At 71.0% G+C, this 26,192-nt stretch carries 23 protein-coding genes and 2 pseudogenes; 16 read left to right on the top strand and 9 right to left on the bottom strand.

Features of this window, described 5'->3' with window-relative positions; genetic code table 11:
* Positions 1-10: 10 nt before the first annotated feature.
* Together I0C86_RS21940 and I0C86_RS21945 are read right to left on the bottom strand one after the other, a co-directional pair.
* Positions 11-1,273 (bottom strand): sensor histidine kinase, encoded by a 1,263-nt coding sequence (locus tag I0C86_RS21940; RefSeq protein ID WP_196203140.1) that lies wholly within the window; start codon positions 1,271-1,273, stop codon positions 11-13.
* Between the two features lie 65 nt (positions 1,274-1,338).
* On the bottom strand, positions 1,339-2,376 hold the full coding sequence (locus I0C86_RS21945; protein ID WP_196203141.1) for a RecB family exonuclease: 1,038 nt from the start codon (positions 2,374-2,376) through the stop codon (positions 1,339-1,341).
* A gap of 135 nt (positions 2,377-2,511) precedes the next feature.
* Between I0C86_RS21945 and I0C86_RS21950 the strand changes: the two genes are divergently transcribed.
* Genes I0C86_RS21950 through I0C86_RS21960 form a run of 3 tightly spaced genes read left to right on the top strand, consistent with a single transcriptional unit; the run spans position 2,512 to position 5,205 of the window.
* Positions 2,512-3,666 (top strand): site-2 protease family protein, encoded by a 1,155-nt coding sequence (locus I0C86_RS21950; RefSeq protein WP_196203142.1) that lies wholly within the window; start codon positions 2,512-2,514, stop codon positions 3,664-3,666.
* A complete protein-coding gene (locus I0C86_RS21955) occupies positions 3,663-4,607 on the top strand; it encodes a tRNA (adenine-N1)-methyltransferase (RefSeq protein WP_196203143.1) in 945 nt (314 codons plus the stop codon). The genes I0C86_RS21950 and I0C86_RS21955 overlap by 4 nt, the downstream gene beginning before the upstream one ends.
* A 19-nt stretch (positions 4,608-4,626) precedes the next feature.
* Positions 4,627-5,205 carry a hypothetical protein gene (locus tag I0C86_RS21960; RefSeq protein WP_196203144.1) on the top strand — a complete coding sequence of 193 codons (579 nt, stop codon included), beginning with the start codon at positions 4,627-4,629 and terminating at the stop codon, positions 5,203-5,205.
* Between the two features lie 85 nt (positions 5,206-5,290).
* On the opposite strand, the gene I0C86_RS21965 is transcribed toward I0C86_RS21960, so the two are convergent.
* On the bottom strand, positions 5,291-5,614 hold the full coding sequence (locus I0C86_RS21965; RefSeq protein WP_196203145.1) for a ferredoxin: 324 nt from the start codon (positions 5,612-5,614) through the stop codon (positions 5,291-5,293).
* A 175-nt stretch (positions 5,615-5,789) separates the two neighbouring features.
* Between I0C86_RS21965 and arc the strand changes: the two genes are divergently transcribed.
* The 5 genes from arc (at position 5,790) to prcA (ending at position 11,701) form a co-directional block, all read left to right on the top strand.
* Positions 5,790-7,571, top strand: a complete 1,782-nt coding sequence (gene arc, locus I0C86_RS21970; RefSeq protein ID WP_196203146.1) for a proteasome ATPase — start codon at positions 5,790-5,792, stop codon at positions 7,569-7,571.
* 185 nt (positions 7,572-7,756) lie between these two features.
* Positions 7,757-9,274 carry a depupylase/deamidase Dop gene (gene dop / locus I0C86_RS21975; RefSeq protein ID WP_407676337.1) on the top strand — a complete coding sequence of 506 codons (1,518 nt, stop codon included), beginning with the start codon at positions 7,757-7,759 and terminating at the stop codon, positions 9,272-9,274.
* Positions 9,275-9,390: 116 nt separating this feature from the next.
* Positions 9,391-9,606: a ubiquitin-like protein Pup gene (locus I0C86_RS21980; RefSeq protein ID WP_196203147.1), complete on the top strand. Its 216-nt coding sequence runs from the start codon at positions 9,391-9,393 to the stop codon at positions 9,604-9,606.
* A 307-nt stretch (positions 9,607-9,913) separates the two neighbouring features.
* Positions 9,914-10,753 (top strand): proteasome subunit beta, encoded by an 840-nt coding sequence (prcB, locus tag I0C86_RS21985; RefSeq protein ID WP_196203148.1) that lies wholly within the window; start codon positions 9,914-9,916, stop codon positions 10,751-10,753.
* 57 nt (positions 10,754-10,810) lie between these two features.
* A complete protein-coding gene (gene prcA, locus I0C86_RS21990; RefSeq protein WP_196203149.1) occupies positions 10,811-11,701 on the top strand; it encodes a proteasome subunit alpha in 891 nt (296 codons plus the stop codon).
* Between the two features lie 4 nt (positions 11,702-11,705).
* Here prcA and rfbD read toward each other — a convergent pair whose 3' ends face one another.
* Complete coding sequence (rfbD, locus tag I0C86_RS21995; protein WP_196203150.1) at positions 11,706-12,683, bottom strand: dTDP-4-dehydrorhamnose reductase; 978 nt, start codon at positions 12,681-12,683, stop codon at positions 11,706-11,708.
* Entirely contained in the window at positions 12,680-13,696 is a 1,017-nt protein-coding gene (rfbB, locus tag I0C86_RS22000; RefSeq protein WP_196203151.1) for a dTDP-glucose 4,6-dehydratase, read from the bottom strand. The genes rfbD and rfbB overlap by 4 nt, the downstream gene beginning before the upstream one ends.
* Positions 13,697-13,794: 98 nt before the next feature.
* Here rfbB and rfbA point away from each other — a divergent pair, with 98 nt between their 5' ends.
* The 3 genes from rfbA (at position 13,795) to I0C86_RS22015 (ending at position 16,438) form a co-directional block, all read left to right on the top strand.
* The gene (gene rfbA / locus I0C86_RS22005) at positions 13,795-14,667 is read left to right on the top strand and encodes a glucose-1-phosphate thymidylyltransferase RfbA (protein ID WP_196203152.1); all 873 of its coding nucleotides are present in this window, start codon (positions 13,795-13,797) and stop codon (positions 14,665-14,667) included.
* Positions 14,668-14,811: 144 nt separating this feature from the next.
* Positions 14,812-16,170, top strand: coding sequence for a Pup--protein ligase (pafA, locus tag I0C86_RS22010; RefSeq protein WP_196203153.1), 1,359 nt, complete (start codon positions 14,812-14,814; stop codon positions 16,168-16,170).
* A gap of 61 nt (positions 16,171-16,231) precedes the next feature.
* Positions 16,232-16,438, top strand: a complete 207-nt coding sequence (locus I0C86_RS22015; RefSeq protein ID WP_196203154.1) for a hypothetical protein — start codon at positions 16,232-16,234, stop codon at positions 16,436-16,438.
* A gap of 68 nt (positions 16,439-16,506) precedes the next feature.
* Here I0C86_RS22015 and I0C86_RS22020 read toward each other — a convergent pair whose 3' ends face one another.
* Together I0C86_RS22020 and I0C86_RS22025 are read right to left on the bottom strand one after the other, a co-directional pair.
* On the bottom strand, positions 16,507-17,589 hold the full coding sequence (locus tag I0C86_RS22020; RefSeq protein ID WP_196203155.1) for a DUF3866 family protein: 1,083 nt from the start codon (positions 17,587-17,589) through the stop codon (positions 16,507-16,509).
* Between the two features lie 68 nt (positions 17,590-17,657).
* On the bottom strand, positions 17,658-18,590 hold the full coding sequence (locus I0C86_RS22025) for a cation diffusion facilitator family transporter (protein WP_196203156.1): 933 nt from the start codon (positions 18,588-18,590) through the stop codon (positions 17,658-17,660).
* Between the two features lie 100 nt (positions 18,591-18,690).
* On the opposite strand from I0C86_RS22025, the gene I0C86_RS22030 reads away from it, so the two are divergent.
* The 3 genes and pseudogenes from I0C86_RS22030 to I0C86_RS45745 form a co-directional block, all read left to right on the top strand.
* On the top strand, positions 18,691-19,692 hold the full coding sequence (locus tag I0C86_RS22030) for a helix-turn-helix transcriptional regulator (RefSeq protein WP_196203157.1): 1,002 nt from the start codon (positions 18,691-18,693) through the stop codon (positions 19,690-19,692).
* Positions 19,693-19,744: 52 nt separating this feature from the next.
* Positions 19,745-21,232, top strand: a pseudogene (locus I0C86_RS22035) (serine hydrolase); the annotation flags it as partial.
* Between the two features lie 177 nt (positions 21,233-21,409).
* Positions 21,410-21,676: pseudogene (locus I0C86_RS45745) on the top strand (DUF7586 domain-containing protein); the annotation flags it as partial.
* A gap of 98 nt (positions 21,677-21,774) precedes the next feature.
* Here the strand turns inward: I0C86_RS45745 and I0C86_RS22040 are convergent.
* Positions 21,775-22,593 (bottom strand): DUF3097 domain-containing protein, encoded by an 819-nt coding sequence (locus I0C86_RS22040; protein WP_196203158.1) that lies wholly within the window; start codon positions 22,591-22,593, stop codon positions 21,775-21,777.
* A 99-nt stretch (positions 22,594-22,692) separates the two neighbouring features.
* Here I0C86_RS22040 and I0C86_RS22045 point away from each other — a divergent pair, with 99 nt between their 5' ends.
* On the top strand, positions 22,693-23,484 hold the full coding sequence (locus I0C86_RS22045) for a hypothetical protein (protein ID WP_196203159.1): 792 nt from the start codon (positions 22,693-22,695) through the stop codon (positions 23,482-23,484).
* A 141-nt stretch (positions 23,485-23,625) separates the two neighbouring features.
* Here I0C86_RS22045 and I0C86_RS22050 read toward each other — a convergent pair whose 3' ends face one another.
* Positions 23,626-24,600 (bottom strand): DUF4034 domain-containing protein, encoded by a 975-nt coding sequence (locus I0C86_RS22050; RefSeq protein WP_196203160.1) that lies wholly within the window; start codon positions 24,598-24,600, stop codon positions 23,626-23,628.
* A gap of 130 nt (positions 24,601-24,730) precedes the next feature.
* On the opposite strand from I0C86_RS22050, the gene I0C86_RS22055 reads away from it, so the two are divergent.
* On the top strand, positions 24,731-26,192 hold a 1,462-nt coding region (locus I0C86_RS22055; RefSeq protein ID WP_196203161.1), incomplete at its 3' end, for a M48 family metallopeptidase.

Raw genomic sequence — 26,192 nt, forward strand, 5'->3', positions numbered from 1 at the left:
CTTCTCGCCCTCACGATGCCCCCTCGTTGATCGGCGCGCCCAGTTGCTCCATCGGCATCTTCGCGTACACCCGGTAACCGCCGCCGGGGCGGGGCCCGGTGCGTAGGGTCCCACCGTAGAGGGCCATCCGTTCCCGCATGCCCACCAGGCCGTGTCCGAGCCGTCCGGTCTCCGGGGCCGGCCCACGTCCGGTGTCGGAGACCTCGACGATCATCCAGTAGACGCCGAAACTGAGCCGGACCTGGGCGGTGGCCGCCCCGGCGTGCTTGAGCGTGTTGGTCAGCGCCTCCTGGACGATCCGGAAGATCGTCAGCGCCACCCCCGGATCCAGCGGTCCCGGCGTACCGTCCACCCGGAGCGTCACCGGCAGGCCCGCCTCCTTGACCTGTTCGACCAGCGCCTCGATCCCGGCGAGCCCCGGCTGCGGGGAGAGGTCCGCGGCCGGCTCGGCGTCGGTGCGCAACACGTCCAGCAGGCGGCGTAGCTCGCGCAGGGTCGTCCGGCTGGTGTCCTCGATGGTGCCCAACGCACCGTCGGTGGCACCCGGGTCCCGGGGCAGTACCCGCCGGGCGCCGGTGGCCAGCACCCCCATCACGCTCACGTGGTGGGCGACGACGTCGTGCAGCTCCCGGGCGATCCGCCGCCGTTCGTCGGCGACCGCCTGGTCGGCCAGGGAGCGTTGGTTCTCCTCGGCGACCCGGGCCCGCTCCTCGAGGGCCCGGATGGTGGCGCGCCGGGCGTGCACCGTACGCCCGACGAAGAAGCAGACCAGTGCGAGCAGCGACTGGGTGAAGACCACGTACGCGGGGGAGGGTTCGGTGAGGCGGTCCGGTGCCGGCTCGGCGAGGGCGACCACGAGGGCCGGCGTCCAGAGCAGTACGGCGGCGAACGCGGCCTGGCGCAGCGGCAACAGGGCCGCGGTGGTGTAGGTCAGGGCGACGAACGCCACACCGACGGTCACCGGCTCGGTTCCGGTCAGTACCGAGATGATGAAGGACAGCACCGCGAGGGCCACCGCCGGCCACGGCGCCACCCGGCGCAGCACGATCGGCGTGGCGCAGGCGACGGTCCAGGACAGTGCCACCGGCCAGCCCGGCGGGGTGAGTTCCGGCGGTGCGGTGACCGCCACCACCGTCTCCACCAGGACGGCCGCCACGGCGAGCAGTCCGTCCCAGGCAAGCCAGCGGCGTTGCCTGGGGGTGACCCGGGACCGGGCCCACGCCCAACGGTCCCGGGCGTTGCCTGGCGGTGCCGGGACATCGGAACGGGTCATGCTGGCGACGGTAATCGCTGTGCGGCCGAACAGGTCGTCGCTGATGGCGACCTGTGCCTCCTTCTTCAGGAGGAGGAGCGCTCCTCCTGGTCGGGACGTGTCGGGACCGCAGGGTCGGTCGGGCTCGCCTGGTGGGGCACCGGACCGGTCGTCGGGGTGGTGGCCGCGTCCGTCCGGGTGGTGGTCGTCCGGACCGGCGCCGCGACGGTCGTGGCCGGCCCGGTCGGGGCGGCCGGCTCGGGGAACGGCGGGGGAGTTCCGCCGAAGGCCGGGCAGTGCGCCTGGTGGCTGCACCAGCCACAGAGCCGGCTGGGCCGGGGACGGAAGTCGCGGGCCCGGGTGGCCTGTTCGATGGCGTGCCACAGGGCCAGCACCGTGCGCTCGAACCGGACCAGTTCGTCGGCGTCGGGCGTGTAGTCGCAGATCTCCGCGTCCTTGAGATAGAGCAGGCGCAGCACCCTCGGCACCACCCCCCGGGTCCGCCACAACACCAGGGCGTAGAACTTGAGCTGGAACAGCGCCCGCGCCTCGAACGCCTCCCGGGGTGCGCCGCCGGTCTTGTAGTCGACCACCCGCAGCGCGCCGTCGGGCGAGACGTCCAGCCGGTCGATGTAGCCACGGATGAGCAGTTCGTCGTCGACCACCGTGGACACCAGGCTCTCCCGCTCGGCCGGCTCCAGCCGGCGCGGATCCTCCACCGTGAAGTAGCCGTCGAGCAGGCCGCGGGCCGATTGCAGGAACTCGACCGGGCCGGCGAGGTCGTCCGCGGTGAACACGTCGGCCAGTTCGGCCTGCTCGGTCACCAGCCGCTCCCACTGCGGTGCGACCAGGTCGGCCGCGGCGGCGGGGGTCCGCTGTTCGGCGGGGAGGTCGAACAGCCGCTCCAGGACCGCGTGCACCAGAGTGCCGCGGGCCTGGTCGACGCTCGTCCGCTCCGGCAGGCGGTCGATGCTGCGGAACCGGTAGAGCAGCGGGCAGGTCTTGAAGTCGGCGGCCCGGGACGGTGACAGCGAGGCGGCGACCGGCGGGGTGGGTCGGCTCGACGCGGCGGCCGTCTCCGGACCCCGCGCGGCCGTCTGCGATGTCACCGTCTCCGCCGTCATGTCCGGAAGGCTATGTCACGGGTACGACCGAACCGGCCTCACCCACCCCGCCGTGCGTACCCGCGCCGATCGTCCGCGTCGACCCCGGCCGAACCGGCGGGTGCCCACGGCGTGATGTTCCGTAGCATCGGACCAATGGAGGAAAACTCGCGACCGCGGCGTAACCCGGACCGCCGGCCCGCAATCGCCGTCGGGCGGGTGTTCGGGGTTCCGGTCTACCTCAACGCCTCCATGCTGCTGCTGGTCGCCCTGGTCACGATCATGTACGGCGAGTTCGTCCGGCAGCAGCTCGAGCTGACCCAGCTCACCGGCTATCTGGTCGGGTTCGGCTTCGTGGTCTTCCTGCTCGGCTCGGTGCTGCTGCACGAACTGGGTCACGCGCTGACCGCGCGCCGGTACGGGATCGGGGTCCGCGGGATCACGCTGGAACTGCTCGGCGGCTACACCGAGATGGACCGGGACGCACCGAGTCCCCGGGTGGACCTGCTGGTCTCGCTCGCCGGCCCGGCCGTCTCCCTGGTGCTCGGGCTGCTGGGAGTGGCAGTCACGCTGGCCCTGCCGGACCGGACCCTGCTCAACGAGTTCGCCTTCCAACTCGCCGCGAGCAATGTGCTGGTCGCGCTCTTCAACATCCTGCCCGGACTGCCGCTGGACGGCGGTCGGGCGTTGCGGGCCGGGGTCTGGGCGCTGACCAAGGACCGCAATCTGGCCACCGAGGTGGCTGGCTGGTTCGGTCGGGCCGTCGCGATCGGCACCGTCGTGCTCTTCAGCCTGCTGACCTGGTTGGGCGGGCTTCCGCCGCTGGGTCTGGTGCTGATCCTGCTGGTCGCGTTCACGCTCTGGCAGGGGGCCGGCCAGACGATCCGGGCGGCCCGGATCAGCCGGCGATTCCCGCTGATCGACCTGTCCCGGCTGGCCCGCCCGGTCTTCTCGGTGCCCACCGGTACCCCGTTGGCCGAGGCGCAGCGTCGGGGGGTGGACGCGGGGCAGGGCGCGTCCGCGCTCGGCGTGGCGGACTCGTCCGGCCGGCTGGTGGCGCTGGTCGACCGGACCGCGGCCGAGGCGGTGCCGGTCGAGCGCCGGCCGTGGGTCGCCGTCGACACCGTGGCCCGGAACGTGGACGGGGTGCCCAGCCTGGCCGTCGGACTCGGCGGGGAGCAGGTGATCAACGCGGTACAGGCCCACCCGGGCGCGCAGTACCTCGTGACGTCAGGCGAAGATGTGATCGGCGTTCTGCATATCGCCGACCTGGCGCAGCTCCTGGAGCCGAAACGGAAGATGACTCAGTGACCGCACAGCCCACCGCCGTTCCCACCGACCCGGCCGCCCCGGTGCCGGCACACCGAGGTCCGTTCCGGCCGGGTGACCGGGTGCAGCTCACCGACCCGAAGGGGCGGATGCACACGATCACGCTGGAACCGGGACGGTCCTTCCACACCCACCGGGGTGCCATCGAGCACGACGCGTTGATCGGGCTGCCCGACGGAAGCGTGGTCACCTCGACCGGCAGCACGCCGTACCTCGCGCTGCGACCGCTGCTCTCGGACTACGTGCTGTCCATGCCGCGTGGTGCCCAGGTGATCTATCCAAAGGACGCCGCGCAGATCGTGACGATGGGCGACGTCTTCCCCGGCGCCAAGGTGCTCGAGGCCGGCGTCGGTTCGGGTGCGCTGACCTGTTCCCTGCTCCGGGCGGTCGGTCCGGACGGTGAACTGCATTCCTACGAGCTGCGCGAGGACTTCTCCGAAATCGCCCGCCGAAATGTGGAATCCTTCTTCGGTGGACCGCATCCGGCGTGGACCCTCCGGGTGGGGGACGTCGCATCCTGCCAGGAGTCCGGTTTCGACCGTATTATCCTTGACCTGCTCACCCCTTGGGAGGCACTCGACCTGGTCGAGCGCGCTCTGGTGCCGGGCGGTGTCTTCATCGGCTACGTCGCCACCACGCCCCAGCTCTCCGAACTGGTCGAGGCACTGCGCGAGCGGGGCGGGTTCACCGAGCCGCGAGCCTGGGAGTCCCTGGTGCGGGACTGGCACGCCGACGGACTCGCGGTACGTCCGGACCACCGGATGATCGCGCACACTGCATTCCTCGTCTCCAGCCGCAGGCTGGCGCCCGGCGTCACCGCCCCGCCCCGCCGGCGCAAACCGAGCAAGGGTGCCGAGGCGTACGCGCTGCGTCGCCAGGCACGGCAGGAGGCCGAGGCGACACCCGGGGGAGCCGCGGGATGACCCCTCGCGAGGAGGCGCCATGAGCCGACCGGCGTACGGTGGCGGCGGTGGCGACCTGCCCGCGGTCTTTCCGGACTGGTCGCCCTACCAGGATCTGGAGTCGGCAGCCAGGGCGTACCTGCGAGATCCCGATGTCGCGATGGAGGCGCTGACCGGCGTGCTCCGGGGCGCGTCGGTGCTCGGCTTCACCCTGGAGCGGTTCGTCAACGAGGTGAACGGGGTCTGGCAGGAGGTCGCGATCTGCGACGGCAGCCGGCTGATCCTCTGGCACGGCGAGGACGTGCCGCCGGAGGACGGGCCCGCCGGCTCGATGACCTCGTCGCTCCGGGTGGTCCCCGTCTCGACGGTGAGTGAGGTGGGTTGCCGGCGCCGGTTGAGTCGCACCGCCACGGGTCAGATCCGGGTCGACAGCATCGACGTCTACCTGCTGCTCAGTTCGCTCGACGAGGGTGTGCCCGGTGACGAGGCGCAGTTGCCGCCCCGGCACGACGCGCTGCGGTTCGGCAAGACGCTCGACGACGGCGGTGCGGGGCAGATCGCCCGGCTGGAGGAGTTCGCCCGGCTCGTCGCCTCGGTCGTCGGCCGTCCGACCCTCTGACGGTTCGTCCGGTCGGGTCGCGGCTGGACCGGGCGGTACCGGAACAGGTCCGGCTGGGCTGCCGTCCGGAGGGCCCCCGGCGCGGTCAGGCCGCCTCCGGTCCCGCCACCTCGACCTCGTCCGGGCCACCCAGGACGTGGATGCACTCGCCGGGGCACTCCTTGGCCGCGTCGATGACCTCCAACCGCAGGTGGGGCGGTACGTCCACCCGGCTGCCCGGCGCGAGCCGCAGGTCGCCCGCCGCGTCCTTGACGTACGCCAGGCCGTCGACGTCGAACTCGAAGACCTCGGGCGCGTACTGCACGCAGAGCCCGTCGCCGGTGCACAGGTCCTGGTCGACCCAGACCCGAAGTTCCGCCGGCCCCGGCGGGACTGCCGCCCCGGCCTGTTGCGTTCCGTCGCCAACCACGCCGCGACGGTACCCGAACCGCGGCCCGGGATCCCGGCCGGGACGGGCCCGGAGGACGGCTCCGGGGATGGACAAAGTGATCAAGCTTCAGTGACGAGGGTGTTGCGTGGAACCGAATCAGCGTCATAGCGGTTAGTGTTAGGGCAGAACGTTCAAGCCCCCGGGGAGGTGGGACGTGGCACGCAGCGACGACGCGGACTCGCGCGCCGCACGGTGGGAGAAGGAGGCCCACGATCTCTCCACCCAGGTCGCGTTTCTTCAAGAGGAACTCGCTCTGGTGCGGCGCAAGTTGACCGAAAGCCCTCGACACGTCCGGCAGCTCGAAGAACGGCTGGCGGCAACTCAGGCGCAGTTGGCTCGACTCACGGAGAACAACGAGCGGCTCGTGAACACCCTCAAGGAGGCACGCGCCCAGATCGTCACGCTCAAGGAGGAGATTGACCGTCTGGCGCAACCGCCGAGCGGTTATGGTGTCTTCCTGGCCCGACACGACGACGGCACGGTGGACGTGTTCACCGGCGGTCGCAAGCTTCGGGTGGCCGTATCACCCTCGCTCGAGGTGGCGGAGTTGCGGCGTGGCCAGGAGGTCCTGCTCAACGACGCGCTCAACATCGTCGACGCGTTCGGCTACGAGCGGGTCGGCGAGGTCGTCATGCTCAAGGAGGTGCTCGACAGCCCCACCGGCGGCGCGGGCGACCGGGCACTGGTGATCTCCCACGCCGACGAGGAACGGATCGTCCACCTCGCGGAGACCCTCATCGGCACCGCCCTGCGGGCCGGTGACTCGCTCATGATCGAGCCGCGTTCGGCGTACGCGTACGAGCGGATTCCCAAGAGCGAGGTCGAGGAACTGGTCCTCGAGGAGGTCCCGGACGTCGACTACGGCGACATCGGTGGCCTGCAGTCCCAGATCGAGCAGATCCGGGACGCCGTCGAGCTGCCGTTCCTGCACGCCGACCTCTTCCGGGAGCACCAACTCCGTCCGCCGAAGGGCATCCTGCTCTACGGTCCTCCGGGGTGTGGCAAGACGCTGATCGCCAAGGCGGTGGCGAACTCGCTGGCCAAGAAGATCGCCGAACGGCGGGGTCAGGAGAAGCACACCAGCTTCTTCCTCAACATCAAGGGCCCCGAGCTGCTCAACAAGTACGTCGGCGAGACCGAGCGGCACATCCGGCTGATCTTCCAGCGGGCCCGGGAGAAGGCCGGCGAGGGCACCCCGGTCATCGTGTTCTTCGACGAGATGGACTCGGTGTTCCGGACCCGTGGCTCCGGCGTCTCCTCCGACGTCGAGAACACGATCGTGCCGCAGTTGCTCAGCGAGATCGACGGCGTCGAGGGCCTGGAGAACGTCATCGTCATCGGCGCCTCCAACCGGGAGGACATGATCGACCCGGCGATCCTGCGACCCGGTCGACTCGATGTGAAGATCAAGATCGAGCGGCCGGACGCCGAGGCGGCCAAGGACATCTTCTCCAAGTACATCCTCACCGGTCTTCCGCTGCATCCGGACGACCTGGCCGAGCACGGTCACGACCCGCAGTCGACGGTCGCCGCCATGATCCAGGCCGTGGTGCTTCGGATGTACTCGGAGACCGAGGAGAACCGGTTCCTCGAGGTCACCTACGCCAACGGGGACAAGGAAGTCCTCTACTTCAAGGATTTCAACTCCGGAGCGATGATCCAGAACATCGTCGACCGGGGCAAGAAGATGGCGATCAAGGAGTTCCTCTCCTCCGGACGCAAGGGGCTGCGGCTGCAGCACCTGCTCGACGCGTGCGTCGACGAGTTCCGGGAGAACGAGGACCTTCCGAACACCACCAACCCGGACGACTGGGCCCGGATCTCCGGCAAGAAGGGGGAGCGGATCGTCTACATCCGTACCCTCGTCTCCGGTGGCAAGGGCGCGGAGGCCGGCCGGTCCATCGAGACCGCGAGCAACACCGGCCAGTATCTGTAACGTGCGGAACCATCGTGGGCGTCGCGGTCGCGGCGCCCACGATGCTGTCCGGGTACGTCATGGTCTGGGAAGCGGAGAAGGGCACGGTTGAGGCGTACGGTGGCCGTGTCGACACGCCGGGCGAACAATCCGGCGACGGGGCGGACTACGCTCAACGACATGGGCGAGCGGAGCGAGGCGACGGCATGAGCGTACGGCGGATCATGGGCAGCGAGGTGGAGTACGGCATCTCCGTGCCCGGCCAGGCCGGAGCCAACCCGATGGTGACCTCCTCCCAGGTCGTCAACGCGTACGGCGCCCGTCCGGAGCTGGCCCGGGGCGGCCGGGCACGGTGGGACTACGAGGAGGAGTCGCCGCTGCGGGACGCCCGGGGGTTCACCTACTCCGGCGCGGCGTACGACCCGGCCGAGGCACTGGCCGACGAGGACCTGGGACTGGCGAACGTCATACTGACCAACGGCGCCCGCCTCTACGTCGACCACGCCCACCCGGAGTACTCGACTCCGGAGGTGACCAACCCGCTCGACCTGGTCCGGTGGGACAAGGCGGGCGAGCGGGTGATGGCCGAGGCGTCCCGGCGGGCGGCCACCATCCCCGGTACGCACCCGATCCACCTCTACAAGAACAACACCGACAACAAGGGCGCCAGCTACGGCGCGCACGAGAACTACCTGATGCGCCGGCAGACCCCGTTCGCCGACATCGTGGCGTACCTGACGCCGTTCTTCGTGACCCGGCAGATCGTCTGTGGTGCCGGACGGGTCGGGATCGGACAGGACGGCTCCCAGCCGGGTTTCCAGATCTCCCAGCGGGCCGACTTCTTCGAGGTCGAGGTCGGCCTGGAGACGACGCTGAAGCGGCCGATCATCAACACCCGGGACGAGCCGCACTCGGACGCCGACAAGTACCGCCGGCTGCACGTCATCATCGGCGACGCCAACCTCTCGGAGATCTCCACGTACCTGAAGGTCGGCACGACGTCACTGATCCTCGCGATGATCGAGGAGAAGGCGCTGACACCGGACCTCGCGATCGCCGATCCGGTCGGCGAGCTGAAGGCGGTCAGTCACGATCCGTCGCTGTCGCACCGGCTCCGGCTGCGGGACGGTCGGCGGCTGACCGCGCTCGACCTGCAGTGGGCGTACTACGAGCGGGCCCACTCCTTTGTGGAGCAGCGGTACGGCGACGACGTCGACGAGCAGACCGCGGACGTTCTCGACCGCTGGGAGAGCGTGCTGGACCGGTTGGGCCGGGACGCCATGCTCTGCGCGGGTGAACTCGACTGGGTGGCCAAGCTGCGGCTCCTGGAGGGTTACCGGGAGCGGGAGAAGCTCGGCTGGGCCTCGCACAAGCTGCAACTGGTGGACCTGCAGTACTCGGACGTACGCCCGGAGAAGGGCCTCTACCACCGCCTGGTCAGCCGGGGCTCGATGGCGACGCTGCTGTCGGAGGAGGTGACCCGGGCCGCGATGGTGGAGCCGCCGGAGGACACCCGGGCCTACTTCCGGGGCCGCTGCCTCGCCCAGTACGCCTCCGAGGTGGTGGCGGCGAGTTGGGACTCGGTCATCTTCGACGTCGGTCGGGAATCGTTGGTGCGGGTGCCGATGATGGAGCCCGAGCGGGGAACGCGTAAGCACGTCGGCGCGCTGTTCGACAGGTGTGCCAGCGCCAAGGACCTGCTGGAGACGATCACCGGCGGCTGACGGCCGGGCCGGCGGCGAGAAAGATCGGTTGTGCGGGGCCGCGGGAGTCGCGGCGGCGTCGTTTCGTCGTCGATCCGAGGTAAGTTTCTCGCAGGCGATCGTGGAGGAGGCACCAGATGGCTACTCGTGACAGCGGTGGTCAGACCCAGCCCGGGAAGTCGCGTCGGGACGAAGAGGTCGACGAGGTCGCGACCGAGGCGAACCCCGAGGTTGCCGAGCGGCACGCGGAGATCACCGAGGATGTCGACGACCTGCTTGACGAGATCGACTCCGTACTGGAGGAGAACGCCGAGGAGTTCGTCCGGGGCTATGTCCAGAAGGGCGGCGAGTAGGCGCCGTCGACGGACCCGGCCCGGCCTCGCCGCCACGGAAGACGGCGTTCCGGGCCCGGGGAACCGTTGGTGCCGGAGCCTTTCCGGGGTCCCTGGGGACACCGATCCCGGCACCGGGTCCGGGCGACCGGCGAGCCCGCCGACCGCCCTCGGCGACGGTGTTCCGTTGGTCGGCAACACGAGGACGACGATGATCGCACCGGTGGGATCCGGAGGATACTCTGCTTCCACCGCAACGGTGGCCTCGTCCGGTTCCGCGTGAACGCGGGGGTCGGGGCGACGCGAGAAGATACCTGAGAGGAAGCACGTGGCAGCGGCTTTTGATCCAAGTGGGCGTCTACCCGACGTGTTCCTCAACGTGGGGACGTCCTCCTTCACCCAGTTCCTGAGCGCGGCAGCCCCCGACCTGCTGCCCGGTCGCCGGCCGCTGCCGCCCGGTTCCGCCACCGGCCTCGTTCCGCACGCCACCACGATCGTCACCCTGACCACCACCGACGGCGTCGTGATGGCCGGTGACCGGCGCGGCACCATGGGCAACCTGATCTCCAGCCGGGACATGCGCAAGGTGCATCCGGCCGACGCGCACTCGCTTGTCGGTTTTGCCGGCACGGCGGGCATCGCCATGGAACTGGTGCGACTGTTCCAGGTGGAGCTCGAGCACTACGAGAAGATCGAGGGGGCGATGCTCTCCCTCGACGGTAAGGCGAACCGGCTCGCCGCGATGGTCCGGAGCAACCTGGGCGCGGCGATGCAGGGCCTCGCGGTCATTCCGATCTTCGCCGGCTTCGACCTGGCCGCCGCCGATCCGACCCGGGCCGGTCGGATCTTCAGCTTCGACGTCGCCGGCGGTCCCTACGAGGAGGTCGGCTACGACGGGATCGGCTCGGGCTCGCTGTTCGCGAAGTCGGCCCTGAAGAAGCGGTACCGCCCCGGGATGAGCACCGAGGAGGCCATCCGGGTGGCCGTCGAGGCGTTGTACGACGCCGCCGACGACGACAGCGCCACCGGCGGCCCCGACCTGAGCCGCCGGATCTACCCGGTCGTGATGACGGCCACCGCGGAGGGCACCAACCGGCTCTCCGACGCCGAGGCGGCCACGGTCGCCGAAGCGGTGGTCGCCGCCCGCTTGGAGAACCCGGGCGGCTGACCCCGCCGCACATCCCGCAGTCCGCCGTCAGCAGAACCGGTAAGGAGAACCGCCGCCGTGGCCATGCAGTTCTACGCCTCACCCGAGCAGATCATGCGCGACCGCTCGGAGTTGGCCCGCAAGGGCATCGCCCGGGGCCGGAGCGCCGTCATGCTCAGTTACGAGGGCGGGGTGCTCTTCGTGGCGGAGAACCTCTCCAGCGCCCTGCACAAGGTCAGTGAGATCTACGACCGGATCGCCTTCGCCGCCGTCGGCCGTTACAACGAGTTCGAGAACCTGCGCCGGGCAGGCGTGCGGATGGCGGACACCACCGGGCTCAGCTTCGACCGGCGGGACGTCACCGGCCGGGCGCTGGCGAACGCGTACGCCCAGACCCTGGGGGCGATCTTCACCGAGCAGTCCAAGCCGTTCGAGGTGGAGATCTGCGTCGCCGAGGTGGGTGGCACGCCGGAGGACGACGAGCTCTACCGGATCACCTACGACGGTTCCGTCAACGACGAGCCGGGCCGGATGGCGATGGGGGGCCAGGCCGAGGCGGTCACCGGGGCGCTGAAGGCGGACCACCAGCTCGACATGTCGCTCGAGGCCGCCGTCCGGTTGGCCGTACGGGCGCTGGGCAGTGTCGGTGGCGAGGGCGGGGCGCCCAGGACCATCGCCGCGAGCCAGTTGGAGGTGGCGATCCTGGACCGCCGCCGGGTGGGCCGTACCTTCCGGCGGATCACCGGTGCGCCACTGACCGCGTTGCTCAACGGTTCGCCGGCCGAGGCCACCGGAACCGAGACCCCGGATCCGAAGCTGCCGGCCACCGGCCCGGACAAGCCGACCGAGTCGGCCGCCTCCGCGGACCTGGAGGGCCCGGACAAGTCCACCGGCTCCACCACCGGCGGCAAGGACGCCGGGAACGGGAACGACAAGCCCGGCCAGGGCAAGGCCAAGCCAGCCAAGTAGCGGATCAGGCTCTGACGGTCGGTCCGGAGCCGGACGCCCCGGTGGTGACCACCGCCGGGTCCGGCCCGGTGGCGACCACCGCCGGGTCGGCGGGCCGCAGCGCCGCGGCGAGCTGTGATCGCCAGTCCGCCAGCGGTGGCAGCTGGGCTCGGGCCCAGCCGGCGTGGCCCAGCACGCTGTAGCGGGGCCGTCGGGCCGGTCGGGGAAACCGGCCGCTGTCGACCGGCACGATCCGGTCCGGATCCAGGCCCGCCCGGACGAAGATCTCCCGAGCCAGGCCGTACCAGGTCGTCTGGCCGGCGGCGGTGCCGTGGTAGATCCCGGCCGGTGCGTCGCCGCGCCGGGCCGCGCCGCCGAGGTCGACCAGGCGCTCGGCGAGGGCGTACGACCAGGTCGGCTGGCCCAGTTGATCGTCGACGACCTCGAGCCGCGGCCGTTCGGTGGCCAGCCGGAGCATGGTGGCGACGAAGTTGGGGCCGTGCGTGCCGTACAGCCAGGCGGTCCGGACGACGTATCCGGTCTGCGGAAGCAGCCTGGCCACCGCGAGTTCTCCGGCGAGTTTGCTGCGGCCGTAGGCGTTGATCGGAGCGGTCGGAGCGTCCTCCGGATAGGGCCGGGTCGCATTCCCGCCGAAGACGTAGTCGGTCGAGACGTGCAGCAGCCGGGCACCGGCCTCGGCGCAGGCCCGGGCGAGGGTGGCCACCCCGGCACCGTTGACCGCGGTGGCGGCGGCCTCCCGGCTCTCCGCCCCGTCGACGTCGGTCCAGGCGGCGGCGTTCACCACGACCTGGTGCCCGGTCACCCCGGCGCGGACCGCCGCCGGATCGGTCAGGTCCAGTTCGGCCCGGGTGGCGGCGGTGACCCGGACGTCCGGCCGGTCCGAGAGTACGGCCACCACGTCCCGGCCCAGCATCCCGCCGGCCCCGGTGACCAGCCACCCGATCCCGGACCCGTCCGGCCGGACCCGTCCGGCGGAGGTCATCGGGTCGGAACGTCGGGTCGCCACGTTCCCTCGCCGCCCAGCCGCGCCTTGAGCGGCTCCCACCAGGCCCGGTTCTCCCGGTACCAGGTGACCGTCTCGGCGAGCCCCCGCTCGAGAGTGACCTGCGGGGCGTACCCGAGTTCTTCGCTGATCTTGGTGATGTCGAGCGAGTAGCGGCGGTCGTGGCCCAGCCGGTCGGCGACCGGGGTGACCCGGTCCCAGTCGGCACCGCAGGCGGTCAGCAGTCGGGCGGTCAGCTCGCGGTTGGTCAGTTCGGTGCCGCCACCGATGTGGTACACCTCGCCCGGTCGGCCCTTGTCCTGGACCAGCGCGATGCCGACGCAGTGGTCGTGGACGTGCAGCCAGTCCCGGACGTTGCCGCCGTCGCCGTAGAGCGGCACGTTGCCGCCGTCGAGCAGGTTGGTGACGAACAGCGGAATGACCTTCTCCGGGAACTGGTACGGACCGTAGTTGTTGGAGCACCGGGTCACCACCACGTCCATCCCGTAGGTGCGGTGGTACGCCAGGGCCAGCAGGTCGGAACCGGCCTTGGCGGCGGCGTACGGCGAGTTGGGCGCCAGCGGCCAGGTCTCGGTCCAGGATCCGGAGTCGATCGAGCCGTAGACCTCGTCGGTGGAGACGTGGACGAACCGGCCGGTGCCGTGCCGCAGCGCGGCGTCCAGCAGGGTCTGGGTGCCGAGCACGTTGGTGGTGATGAAGGGCGCCGCGCTGTGGATGGAACGGTCGACATGGGACTCGGCGGCGAAGTGCACGACGACGTCGTGACCGGCCACCGCCTGGTCGACGACGGCCGGGTCGCAGACGTCTCCCACCACGATCCGGAGCCGGGGGTCGTCGCGGACCGGATCGAGGTTGGCCAGGTTGCCGGAGTAGGTGAGTTTGTCCAGCACCGTTACCGCGCTGGGCGCCAGTCGGGGGCCCGTACCGGTGAGCACCATACGAACATATTCAGAACCGATAAATCCGGCTCCACCGGTTACGAGGATCCTCATGGATCGGGAAGTCTACGCGTTCCTCCGTCGCTGCGGCCGTATCCGAAATTGTCGGTGAGCCGACTCAATGTCGGGCCGTACCCCGGTAACCTGCGCGAATGCGTGGAATCCTGCTGGCCGGCGGCACCGGCTCGCGGCTGTGGCCGATCACCCAGGCGGTCTCGAAACAGCTTATGCCGGTCTTCGACAAGCCGATGATCTATTATCCGCTGTCCACTCTGGTCATGGCCGGAATACGGGAAATCCTCATCATCACCACTCCCGATGACCAGGAGCAGTTCCGGCGGCTGCTGGGGAACGGCGCCCAGTGGGGTCTGCGGCTGGAGTACGTCGCGCAGCCGAGTCCGGACGGAATCGCCCAGGCGTTCCTGCTCGGCGAGGACTTCCTGGCGGGTGAACCGGTGGCACTGATTCTCGGCGACAACATCTTCTACGGCGGGGGACTGGGCCGAAGTCTTGCCCGCAACGATGCGCCGGAAGGTGGACGAATCTTCGCCTATCCGGTGGCGAACTGCGAGGGATACGGAATTGTCGAGTTCGACGCCGACGGGGTGGCACTGTCGATCGAGGAGAAGCCGGAGAAGCCGAAGTCGCGCTACGCGGTGCCGGGTCTCTACTTCTACGCCAACGACGTGGTGGAGATCGCCCGCGGCCTGACCCCGAGCGAGCGGGGCGAACTGGAGATCACCGCCGTGAACCAGACGTACCTGGCGGCGGGTCGCCTCAAGGTCACGGCCCTGGACCGGGGTACGGCGTGGTTGGACACCGGCACCGTCACCTCGCTGATGCAGGCCGGCGAGTTCGTCCGGGTGATCGAGGAGCGGCAGGGGCTGAAGGTCGGCTGTATCGAGGAGGTGGCCTGGCGTGGCGGGCTGATCAGCGACCACCAACTGCGCGAGCTGGCCGAGCCGCTGAGCAGGAGCGGCTACGGCGAGTACCTCTTCGGGATCCTGGAGGATCCCGGCCGGTGACCGCCGGCCGGCGGCGCGGCGGTCGCCGGCAGGTGCCGATCCGTCGGCCCGATCGGCGGCTCCGGACCGGCATCGGAACCAGATCCGCGCAACGCCACGTCCTGACACTGACCAACCACGGCTCCGGGCGACTAATCTCCAAGCATGGAGCGGCGAATCTTCGGCCTTGAAACCGAGTACGGCGTCACCTGCACCTACCGCGGTCAACGGCGACTGTCTCCGGACGAGGTCGCCCGGTATCTCTTCCGTCGGGTGGTGTCCTGGGGACGATCGAGCAACGTTTTCCTACGCAACGGTGCCCGGCTCTACCTCGACGTCGGGTCCCACCCGGAGTACGCCACCCCCGAGTGTGACTCGGTCACCGACCTGGTCGCCCACGACCGGGCCGGCGAGCGGATCCTGGAGGGTCTGCTGGTCGACGCCGAGAAGCGGTTGCACGATGAGGGGATCGCGGGCGAGATCTACCTGTTCAAGAACAACACCGACTCGGCCGGCAACTCGTACGGTTGCCACGAGAACTACCTGGTCTCCCGGCACGGGGAGTTCGGCCGGCTGGCCGACGTCCTGATCCCGTTCCTGGTGACCCGGCAGCTGATCTGCGGGGCCGGGAAGGTGCTGCAGACCCCGCGCGGGGCGGTCTACTGCCTGTCGCAGCGGGCCGAGCACATCTGGGAGGGCGTCTCCTCGGCGACCACCCGTAGCCGGCCGATCATCAACACCCGGGACGAGCCACACGCCGACGCCGAGCGGTACCGACGGTTGCACGTCATCGTCGGGGACTCGAACATGAACGAGGTCACCACCCTGCTCAAGGTGGGCAGCGCTGACATCGTGCTGCGGATGATCGAGGCCGGGGTGGTGATGCGCGACCTGTCGCTGGAGAACCCGATCCGGGCGATCCGGGAGGTTTCGCACGACATCACCGGGCGTCGGAAGGTACGGCTGGCCTCGAACAAGGAGGTCAGCGCGCTGGAGATCCAGCAGGAGTACCTCGCCAAGGCGACCGAGTTCGTCGAGCGGCGGGGCGGTGACCAGACCGCGAAGCGGGTCGTCGAGTTGTGGGGGCGGGTGCTCAACGCCGTCGAGAACGGCAACCTGGACCCGGTGTCCCGCGAGATCGACTGGGTGACGAAGCTCCAGCTGATCGAGAAGTACCAGCGCAAGAACGACCTGCCGCTCTCGCACCCCCGGATCGCGCAGATGGACCTCGCCTACCACGACCTGCGCCGCGGACGCGGCCTGTACGGGCTGTTGGAGCGGCGTAAGCAGGTCGACCGGATCGCCACCGACCCGGAGATCTTCGAGGCCAAGGAGACGCCACCGCAGACCACCCGGGCCCGGCTGCGTGGTGAGTTCATCCGACACGCCCAGGAGAAGCGCCGGGACTTCACCGTCGACTGGGTGCACCTCAAGCTGAACGACCAGGCGCAACGGACGGTGTTGTGCAAGGACCCGTTCCGGGCCTACGACGAGCGGGTCGAACGGCTGATCGCGAGCATGTGACCGGGCATCCGGGCGGGGCCGGCCAGGCCCGCCCGGGGCATTCGTTATTCTGGCGGCCGTTATGACGCATCCAGAATCCGGTCGGAACGAGGGCGAGCATCATCGCCCCGAGCAGGTGCGACAGAACCGTGTCGAGCGGCGGCGCGCGAAGATCCGTGAGGAGATCGAGCGCAACCGCCGAGGCGAGTACAAGGTGCCCACCTGGGTGCTGACGGTGACGCTCGTGCTGGTCGTGGCCGGTTGGCTGGCCCTGGTGTTCCTGAGCTGACCCGTCGATACGCACCGGCGGTTCGGCAGAGGCCGGCGGCTCGGCAGAGGCCGGCGGCGGGCTCCGGGTCAGCGCAGGCTGGCGGCGTGCCGCCCGGCGGCGGCCGCCGCGAGGAAGTACGCGTGGTCGGCATCCAGGCCGCGCCCCATCGTGGAGAGCGGGACCGGCGTCGCACGCAACGCCTCGTCGAGTCCGGCCACGGCCACCCGGACGACGCGGTGCCGCTCGGCCAGCGGGACCAGGGCCTCCTCCACCTCGGTGAGCAGGTCCGGCGGCAGTTCGGCGGGGAGCACCAGGTCGGCGGCGGCCAGCGCGACCCGGCCGTACGCGGTGACGCTGTGGTGCGAGAGGCCGCGGTGCCGGGGCCGGGGATCGGCTCCGGAGATCCGCAGCGAACCCACCGGATGACCGCCCAAGGTCGCGACGGCGTTGACGGCCTCACCGACCGACACCCCGGAGAAGCCCCACCGGGTGCCCGTTCCCAGGTTGCCCGGCCCCTGCGCGACGATCGCCACCTCGGCGCCGAGCACGTGCCGCGCGGCGAGCAGACCGCTGTGCAGGTTGGTGGCCTCCAGGTCACCGCCGAACGCCTGGCCGACGGTGACCGTTCCGGCGAGTTCGGTCCGCAGCCCGTCCAGGGTCCGGGAGAACCACGCCGGCAGGGCACCCCCGTCGGTCATCAGGTAGGCGATCCGGATTCCGGGCGCGTCGGCCCGGATCCCGGCGACGACCGCCGGCAGCGCGGAGTGCAGATCGGCGGTGACCACCGGCAGCCCGTCGAGGCCGTCGGCATCGGCGAGCGCAGCCCGGTGCGGCGAGGCCTCCTCGTCGACACCGAGCACGATCGGTTGCAGCGGCGTGTAGCGGGCCTTGACCAGATGCCCCGCGTCGCGGCTGTGGCCGGCATCGGGCGGGTCGGCCGGCAGCCGGTCCGGCAGCGCCACGACCAGGGCGTATCCGCCGGTTCCGAGCCCCATCACCAGGGCGCCCACGTTGAGCAGCACCCGGTCGCCCGGCTCGGGCATGCCGACCAGTTCCGGGTACGCCAGTGCCCGGACGATGCCGCCGTCGGTCTGCCGGACGTCGAGTTCGACGGCACCGTGCCAGTGCCGCCGGAGCGTCGTGACCGTGCCTGACCGCCATCGCACCATGGCCGGCAGGGTAGTCGGCGGGCGTCGGGGCTCCGTCGTCCGGCCCCGTCCGGCACCGCGCCCGGCCGTTACGACCGGCGGGTCCGGGTGGGGTCGAGGAAGACGTACCGGATGTTCGGATAGCGGGCGACGAGCTGCCGCTCGGCCTGGTCCGAGCCGGCCTCGATCTCCGCCCCGGTGGCCTCGTCCCGGAAGTCGACCTTCGCCGCGACGAGGATGTCGTCCGGACCGAGGTGCATGGTCAACAGCGTGTCCACCCGGTCCACCGTCGGCAGCGAGGAGAGTTCGCGGTAGATCCCCGAGTACATCTGCGGTGGTACCGCCCGCCCGACCAGCAGCGAGATGTTGCTGCGGGCCAGAATGGCGGCGACCACCAGGAGCAGGAGACCGATCACGATCGAGGCCAGTCCGTCCCAGAGTTCGTCGCCGGTGAGCTGGGCCAGGCCGAGGCCGGCGGCGGCGACGGAGATGCCGATCAGCGCGGCGGCGTCCTCCAGGAACACCGCCTTGATCGTGGTGTCCGCGGTGTGCCGCAGGAAGCGGGCGGGGGTGATGTTCCGCTCGCGGGAGGTCCGGAGGATCTGCCGGACGGCCCGGGCCAGGGACACCGACTCGATTCCGAACGAGATCGCCAGTACGACGTACGAGATCAGGTACTCGCCGCTGTGCACCCCGTCCCGGACGGTGTTGACCCCGTGTGTGATGGAGAAGCCGGCGCCGACCACGAAGGTGAAGATCGCGGCGATGAACGCCCAGACGTAGCTCTCCTTGCCGTACCCGAACGGATGCTGCGGATCGGCGGGCCGGGCGCCACGGCGGAGCGCCGTGAACAGCAGTACCTCGGTGGTGGTGTCGGCCACCGAGTGGGCACCCTCGGAGAGCATCGCGGCGGAGCCGGAGATGGTTCCGGCCACCACCTTGGCCACGGCGATCGCGAGATTGGCCAGTCCGGCCACCACCACCGTGCCGAGGCTCTCCGAAGTGCCGTCCCGTTCCGCCATAGGGCCAGCCTAGGAGCCGGCCAGCGGACGCAGGCGCGGACCCGACCGGGACCTGGCGCGGGTACCCGCGTTGTGATCCGACACTGCTAGCGTCTGTGTCGTGTCGCGGACCCGTACCGAACGCCTGGTCAACCTGGTGATCTGCCTGCTGTCCACGCGACGGTTCCTGACCGCCGCGCAGATTGCCGCGACCGTACCCGGCTATGAGCATGATCCGGACGACCCTCGGGACCACGAGGCGTTCCAGCGCAAGTTCGAGCGCGACAAGGCCGAGCTGCGCGAACTGGGCGTGCCGCTGGAGACCGGTACGGCCAGCGCGTTCGACACCGAGCCGGGTTACCGGATCGCACACCGCGAGTACGCGTTACCGGACATTCCGCTGGAACCCGACGAGGCGGCGGCGGTGGGCATCGCCGCCCGGCTCTGGCGGCACGCCGGCCTGGCCGCCGCGGCCTCCTCCGGGCTGGCCAAACTGCGCGCCGCCGGCATCGACGTCGACCCGCAGGCCACCCTCGGGATGGAGCCCGTGGTCACCGTCGACCCGGCGTTCGCACCGCTCACCACCGCGGCCCGGGACCGCCGCACGGTCACCTTCGAGTACCGGGTGCCCGAGGGCGACGCCCCGACGAGCCGGCGGTTGCAGCCCTGGGGCGTGGTCTGCTGGCGTGGCCGGTGGTACGTGGTCGGTCATGATCTCGACCGGGCGGCCGCCCGATGCTTCCGGCTGTCCCGGATCATCGGTGGCGCGGTCCGGGTGCTCGGCGAGCCGAACGCCTTCTCTCCGCCGGTCGGCGTCGATCTGATCAGTCACGTCGCCCGGTTCTCCGGTCCGGTGGAGCGCTCCGGCCGGGCCACCGTCCTGGTCCGGCCCGGCCGCGCCGCCGGGTTACGCCGGTGGGCCCGGGAGGTGACCAGCGGACCGGACGGTGACCGGCTGGTCCTGCCGTACGCGGAAGCCGAGTCACTGGCCAGTAGGCTCGTGGGCTACGGTCCCGATGTCCGGGTGGTCGACCCACCGGAGGTCCGGGAGGCCGTCATCCAGCGGCTGAAGGAGATCGCCGCCCGGCACGACGACGTGGTCGTGGCCCGGACGTCGGCGTAACACGGACAGGGCTCGTGCCCTGGTGACTGACTGAGCAGAGGGAGGAGCCGGCGTGACTCGTCCGGCGCAACGGTCCGGCGGCGCACGGGCCTCGGCCGACCGGCTGGCCCGACTGCTCAACCTGGTGCCCTACCTACTGGCCCGGCCCGGCATCGAACTGGCCGAGGCCGCCGCCGACCTCGGGGTCACCGAGCGGCAACTGCGGGAGGACCTGGAACTGCTCTGGGTCTGCGGGCTGCCCGGGTACGGACCCGGCGATCTCATCGACATGGCGTTCGACGGTGACCGGGTCACCATCACCTACGACGCCGGCATCGACCGTCCGCTGCGGCTCACCCCCGACGAGGCGCTCGCGCTGGTGGTCGCGCTGCGGATGCTCGCCGAGACCCCGGGGATGGCGAACCGGGACGCGATCGAGCGGGCCCTCGCCAAGATCGAGAACGCCGCCGGTGAACTCGCGGACGCCCCGGTCGCGGTACGGATGCCCGGAGACGGCGACCGGGTGGAGGCGCTGCGGGACGCGGTGCAGCGTCGGCGGGCGCTCCGGATCACGTACTACACCGCGACCCGGGACGAGACGACCGAACGCACCATCGACCCGATCCGGGTGCTGATGGTCGGCGGCCTGGCGTACGTCGAGGCCTGGTGTCGCCGGGCGGAGTCGGTGCGGATGTTCCGGGCCGACCGGATCGACGCGCTCGTCGCCCAGGCCCAGGCCACCGGCCGGGCACCGTCGCTGATCATCGGGGTGCTCCGCGACGGCGGGCTCGCGCACGTCGCCGCCGCCGGGCAGACCCCGGAACCCGATCCGGACACCCAGTACCGGATCGGCTCGATCAGCAAGACCATGACGGCGGTACTGCTGCTCCAACAGCGCGACGAGGGGCGACTCGACCTCGACGACCCGCTGGACCGGCACCTGCCCGACACCCCCGTCGGCACGGTACGACTCCGCCAGCTCCTCGGCCACGCCGCCGGACTGCAACGGGAGCCGGACGGCGACTGGTGGGAACGCTCGGCCGGAGCCGACCTCGACACCCTGCTGGCCGGGCTGACCGCCGCCAAACTGGCCCATCCGCCACACCGCACCTTCCACTACTCCAACCTCGCGTACGGGCTGCTCGGGGCGGTGCTGGAACGGATCACCGGCGAATCGTGGTGGAAACTCGTCCGGACCCGACTGCTCGATCCACTGGGGATGGTCCGCACCTCCTACCAGGCGACCGAGCCGTTCGCGCGCGGATACGTCGTACATCCCTGGCACGGGACGTTGCGGGAGGAGCCGCGTACCGACACCGGGGCGATGGCGCCGGCCGGACAGATCTGGGCCACCACCACCGACCTGGCCCGGTGGGCCGCCTTCCTCGCCGCACCGGATCCGGAGGTCCTCGCCCCCGGCACGCTCACCGAGATGTGCGTTCCGGTGGCGATCTCCGACCTCGACTCCTGGACCGCCGGGTACGGGCTCGGCCTGGAGCTGCACCGGGTCGGCGACCGGGTGTACGTCGGGCACGGCGGCTCGATGCCCGGCTACGTCGCGACGATGTCGGTGCACCGGCCGTCCCGCACCGGCGTCGTCGGTTTCGCCAACTCGTACGGTTTCCGGTCCGGAGCACTTCCCGCGCTCGGCCGGCAGCTGCTCAGTACGGTGCTCGACTCCGAGCCCGTGCCGGTTCGGCCCTGGCGACCGGCGTCCGCGCCGCCGGCACCGGAGATCGCCGAGTTGACCGGTCGCTGGTGGTGGATGGGCCGGGAGGTCGAGGTGGCCTGGGACGCGACCACCGACGAGTTGCTGATCACCCAGCTGGCGTCGAGCGCCGCCGCGCCCTGGCGGTTCGGCCGGGACGGCACCGGCCGGTGGCGCGGCCGGTCCGGCCTCAACGACGGCGAAATCCTCGTGGTCCGCCGCGACCCGACCGGCGTCGCGGCGGCGCTGGACATCGCCACCTTCGTCTTCACCCGCGACCCCGACCGGACCGGCTAGGAGCCGGCTGGCACCGTCGCGAGCCGGCTGGCAGCCGTCACGGACCGGATGGCAGCGTCACGAACCGGTTGGCAGCCGTCACGAACCGGATGGCAGCGTCACGAACCGGTTGGCAGTGTCACGAAGTCGATCAGCCGTTCCACGGCGTTGATCAGCGGTGTCTCCACGTCGTGGAAGCTGTCGACCCGGGAGAGGATCCGCCGCCACATCTGTGCCGGTTCGGCGACACCGAGCGCCGCACAGACGCCCTCCTTCCACGGCCGTCCCGGCGGCACCACCGGCCACGCGGGAATGCCGACCGCCGACGGCTTCACGGCCTGCCACACGTCCACGTACGGATGCCCGGTGACCAGGACGTCCGGCGAGGTGACCGCCGCCACGATCCGGCTCTCCTTCGATCCTGGCACGAGGTGGTCGACGAGGACGCCCAACCGGCGCCCCGGTCCGGGACCGAAGTTCCGGACCTCGGCGGCGAGTTCGTCGATGCCGTCGAGCGGCTCCACCACCACGCCCTCGATCCGCAGGTCGTCGCCCCAGATCCGCTCCACCAGCGCGGCGTCGTGGATCCCCTCCACCCAGATCCGGCTGGCCTTGGCGACCTGTGCCCGTACTCCGGCCACCGCGACCGAGCCGGACGCCGTCCGCTGGCGTACCGGTGCCGCCATCGCGGGCCCCGGTCGACGTAACGTCACCGGCTGCCCGTCGAGCAGGAACGCCGCCGGCAGGAGCGGAAAGTTGCGCCGTCGCCCGTGCCGGTCCTCCAGCACCACCGCGCCCGACTCGAACCCCACCACGGCGCCACAGAAGCCCGAGTCGGCATCCTCGACCACCAGATCGGGCTCGGCGTCCACCTCGGGCACGACCTTGCGGCGCCGCCAGTTTCCGGCGAGCACGTCGTCTCCGTACATCCTCCCCATGAGGGCCGACGCTAGCCGTGACCGGCCGAACAGTGTCGTAGACGCGCCGCCCGGCGGGCAGCCGAGACAGCCGCCACGCAAAGCACGTACCCTAGCCGCATGTCCCCCGCAACGGGCGCGGCGACCCTTGTAGCGCGCCGGTCCAGCCGTTTCGTGGCCTGGGTACGCGCTTGGCGTGCCGGGCTGGTGCCGTACGACGAGATTGCCGAGGAGATCGCGCGCGGTGAGGAACACCTCGTCGCCGATGCTCCCGGCACCTGGACGGACGTGCCGCTGCGGAACGCGCTGGCCGCGTTCTCCAAGCACTCGCCCGACGAGATCCGCCTGGTGCTGCCCGCCCCCGGTGATCCGCGCGGGCTGCCCGGCCCCGGCCCGTTCGCCTCCGCCGCGCTGCTCGCCGGCGAGGCGGTGGTGGCCCGCGACCTCGGCGTGATCCCCGAGGTACGGACGCACACCTCCGGGTCGGGAGTGACCTTCGAGACGCTGCTGTGGCGGGTGTACCCACTGCCGACGAACGCTCCCGCCGCCTCGCTGGTCAATCCCGGCGCGGCGGAGGCCGAGGCGGAACTCTCGACGGCCCTCGCCGAGGCGACCGCGGCGCTGACCCGACTGGACGTCGCGCAGTGGCGCCCGGAACTGGCCGGGGCGCTCGCCGCGCTGCGCCGCCCGGACAACGGGATCGATCTGCCGCCCGGTTTCGATCCGCGCTCCCGCCGGCTGTTCGCCCGGGCCAGCGTGCTGGACCAGGTGCTCGCGCTGGCCGAACATGCCGCGCCGGGCGGTTCGGTCAACGGCCACGAGGCCCAGCAACGCGACGCCGCGTTGCGACCGCTCACCGCGGCCTGTCGCCGGGCGGTCGTCGCCGCCTGCAACGCCCCGCTCTCGGCGTAGCCGCGACGCCGGGCACAACGGCACCGGTCCGGCCCGCACCACCGCCGGCCGCACCACCGCCGGCCGCACCACCGCCGGCCGCACCACCGCCGGCCGCACCACCGCCGGCCGGGGAGATGTCCCGGTCAGCCAAAGTCGCGGTCAGCCCGGTACGGACGTCCGCTCCCGGTACACCTGCGCCCGGGCCCGGGCGAACCGTTCCGCCGGCTCGCCGGCCAGATAGTTCCACGGATACTCGGTCACCAGGTCACCGACCGCGTCGAACTGCTCCGCCACCGCCGCGTGCTCGTCGGCGAGCCAGAAGGCCATCGCAAAATTGTTGTGCGGAACCGGCCAGCCCGGCCGACGCCGGTAGCCGGGATGCCGGACGGACCGGTCCGCCGCCCAGTGCAGTGCGGCGCGTACCTCCGGTTGCCGCATGTGCACCCGGTCCGACCCGTCGGGTAGGTCCAGCCACCGCTCGATGTGCGCCTTCGGCATCAGCGCGCCGAGCCCACTGCCGGCCGGCGCGTTGGCCACCGTCTCGTCGACGAAGCGGTGCATCTGCTCGTGCGACCCACCCCATTTGGCGCAGAGTTGGCCGAGCATCCTGTTGTGTGCCCCGTGGTGCCAGCGGTACCGGGTGGTGGCCTCCGAGAACCGACGGTGGGACTCGTCGACGCCCAGCCCGCGTCCCATCCCGGTGACGATCAGCAGCGCCCAACCGGTGGGGTCGTTCGGAGCCCGCTGCACCGCCTCGTCCAGGCAGTCCTCGGCGAGCTTGAGCCGTTGGGCGAACATCTGGAACTGGGCCGCCGAGGTGTCCTTGGCCCGCCCACTGCCCCGGGCCTGCCAGGCCCAGCGGATGGCGTGGGCGCCACGGACCAGCACGGGCAGTGCCGACCGGGGCTCTGCCTCGATCCACTCACCGATCCAGGCCTGCATCCCCGTCGTCTCCGCCGCCAGGTCGACGTACCAGGCGAAGTCGTCCGGATCCTCCACCCGACGCAGGAAGTCGTGCACCGGACGCCAGTTCCGGTTCGCGAGGTGATCGAGCAACATCACCGCGTCCGGATCACCGAGCGCCGGATCGATCGTCGGAACGGTCAGCTTGGCGCCACGACGGAACGGCCACACAGGTCATGTCCTCTCTAGACGGTCGGCACGAATCGTACGGACATCGACGGGTCTTGTGGGGGCACGGTCCGAAGCGATAGCGTCCCGCTCCGTCCTCGAAACGAGCAAGCGACCACGGGGGGAACGTCGCATGACCGCTCCGATTCGGGCGGGACTGGCCGTTGCGATGCTCGCCGGCTTCTACCTGCTCGCGCTCGTCCAACTCGTCGCCGTCTTCGCGCTCGCCGCATGGCTGGCCAGCCTGATACCAGGGCTGCTGGCGCTGAAACTGATCTGGCCGCTGATCGTCGCGGCATCCGGAACGGTCGGGCTCGCGCTCTGGCGGGCCATCCGGAGCCGGCCGGAGCCGCCGGAGGGACTACCCGTCACCCCGGCGCAGGCGCCGATGCTCTGGAACGCGGTCCGGAGCCTCGCCGCCGAGGTCGGCACCCGGCCCCCGGACGAGATCCGGCTCGTGCCGATGGTGAACGCCGCGGTGGTCGAGCAGAGCCGACTGCTGGGGTTGCTCTCCGGGCCGCGACATCTCTACCTCGGCATCCCGTTGCTGTACGGACTGAACCTCGCCCAGTTGTACGCCGTACTCGCGCACGAACTCGGGCACTATTCGGGCCGGCACACCGCGCTCGGTGCGGTGGCCTACCGGGGGCGGTTGGCGATCGGCGGCACGATCACCCGGATCGGCCGGTACAACCCCGTCGGCTGGGCCTTCAAGGGTTACGCCCGGCTGTATCTGCTGGTGGACCACGCGGTGGTACGGCGGCAGGAGCTGGAGGCCGACCGCGCCGCCGTACGGGTAGCGGGCCGGCAGGCCGCCGGTGACGCGCTCCGTGAACTGCACGTGATCGACGCCGCCTGGGACTTCTACTTCTCCCGGTACGTCGGACCCGCCTGGGAGTCCGGACACACCCCGGAGGACCTCTTCGGTGGTTTCCGCCACCTGCTGGCCAACCGGCAGCCGGAACTGGTCCGGCTCCGACAGACCACTCCGGACCACCACCCCTCGCGGTGGGACACCCATCCGCCGCTCGCCGAGCGGCTCTCCGCCATCGCCAGCGCCCCGGTCCGGAATGTGGCAGTCGACGACCGTCCGGCCGCGCTACTGCTCCCCGAACTCGACCTGCTCGGCCGCGAGTTGCAGGCCGCGCTGGTCGGCACCGACGGTCGTACCGTGCTGTCCTGGCCGGAACTGACCGCGTTCACCGCCGCGGCAGCCACCGAACGGGCCGCCGCCCGGGTCGTGGCGAGGCTGGCCGAGGCCGTCGCCGGCACCGCGCAGCCCTGCCTCGGTGCCCTGCTCGACCTCGTCGAGGCGGGGCGGCTGGTCGAGCTGGCCCAGCCGCTGCTGCCGGCCGCCACCCGCCGGGAACTCGCCGGCGAGTTCGCGCCGATGCTGGTTCCGGTGCTGACCCTGGCCGCCCTGCGTTCCGGGGTCGTCCGGTGGCGGCACTCCTGGTCCGGTCCGCCCGAACTGCTGGGTGTCCACGACGGCAAGCCACTGGACCTGCTCGAACTCGCCCAGCTTGCCGTCGTGCCGGAGACCACGCCCCGGGCCCGGCACTGGCTGGCCGCGCTCGGGGTCGACCTCGCCGTTC

The sequence above is a fragment of the Plantactinospora alkalitolerans genome, from assembly GCF_015690345.1.
GTDB classification, from domain to species: domain Bacteria; phylum Actinomycetota; class Actinomycetes; order Mycobacteriales; family Micromonosporaceae; genus Plantactinospora; species Plantactinospora alkalitolerans.

Excerpts from the sequence above, each read along its gene's own strand:
- I0C86_RS22025 (WP_196203156.1), bottom strand. The coding sequence starts at position 18,590 with ATGGCGGAACGGGACGGCACTTCGGAGAGCCTCGGCACGGTGGTGGTG.
- I0C86_RS22015 (WP_196203154.1), top strand. The coding sequence starts at position 16,232 with ATGACGCATCCAGAATCCGGTCGGAACGAGGGCGAGCATCATCGCCCC.
- I0C86_RS21980 (WP_196203147.1), top strand. The coding sequence starts at position 9,391 with ATGGCTACTCGTGACAGCGGTGGTCAGACCCAGCCCGGGAAGTCGCGT.
- rfbA (WP_196203152.1), top strand. The coding sequence starts at position 13,795 with ATGCGTGGAATCCTGCTGGCCGGCGGCACCGGCTCGCGGCTGTGGCCG.
- pafA (WP_196203153.1), top strand. The coding sequence starts at position 14,812 with ATGGAGCGGCGAATCTTCGGCCTTGAAACCGAGTACGGCGTCACCTGC.
- I0C86_RS22045 (WP_196203159.1), top strand. The coding sequence starts at position 22,693 with ATGTCCCCCGCAACGGGCGCGGCGACCCTTGTAGCGCGCCGGTCCAGC.
- I0C86_RS22040 (WP_196203158.1), bottom strand. The coding sequence starts at position 22,593 with ATGGGGAGGATGTACGGAGACGACGTGCTCGCCGGAAACTGGCGGCGC.
- rfbD (WP_196203150.1), bottom strand. The coding sequence starts at position 12,683 with ATGACCTCCGCCGGACGGGTCCGGCCGGACGGGTCCGGGATCGGGTGG.
- I0C86_RS22020 (WP_196203155.1), bottom strand. The coding sequence starts at position 17,589 with ATGGTGCGATGGCGGTCAGGCACGGTCACGACGCTCCGGCGGCACTGG.
- I0C86_RS21950 (WP_196203142.1), top strand. The coding sequence starts at position 2,512 with ATGGAGGAAAACTCGCGACCGCGGCGTAACCCGGACCGCCGGCCCGCA.
- I0C86_RS21960 (WP_196203144.1), top strand. The coding sequence starts at position 4,627 with ATGAGCCGACCGGCGTACGGTGGCGGCGGTGGCGACCTGCCCGCGGTC.
- I0C86_RS21940 (WP_196203140.1), bottom strand. The coding sequence starts at position 1,273 with ATGACCCGTTCCGATGTCCCGGCACCGCCAGGCAACGCCCGGGACCGT.
- dop (WP_407676337.1), top strand. The coding sequence starts at position 7,757 with ATGAGCGTACGGCGGATCATGGGCAGCGAGGTGGAGTACGGCATCTCC.
- rfbB (WP_196203151.1), bottom strand. The coding sequence starts at position 13,696 with ATGAGGATCCTCGTAACCGGTGGAGCCGGATTTATCGGTTCTGAATAT.
- I0C86_RS21945 (WP_196203141.1), bottom strand. The coding sequence starts at position 2,376 with ATGACGGCGGAGACGGTGACATCGCAGACGGCCGCGCGGGGTCCGGAG.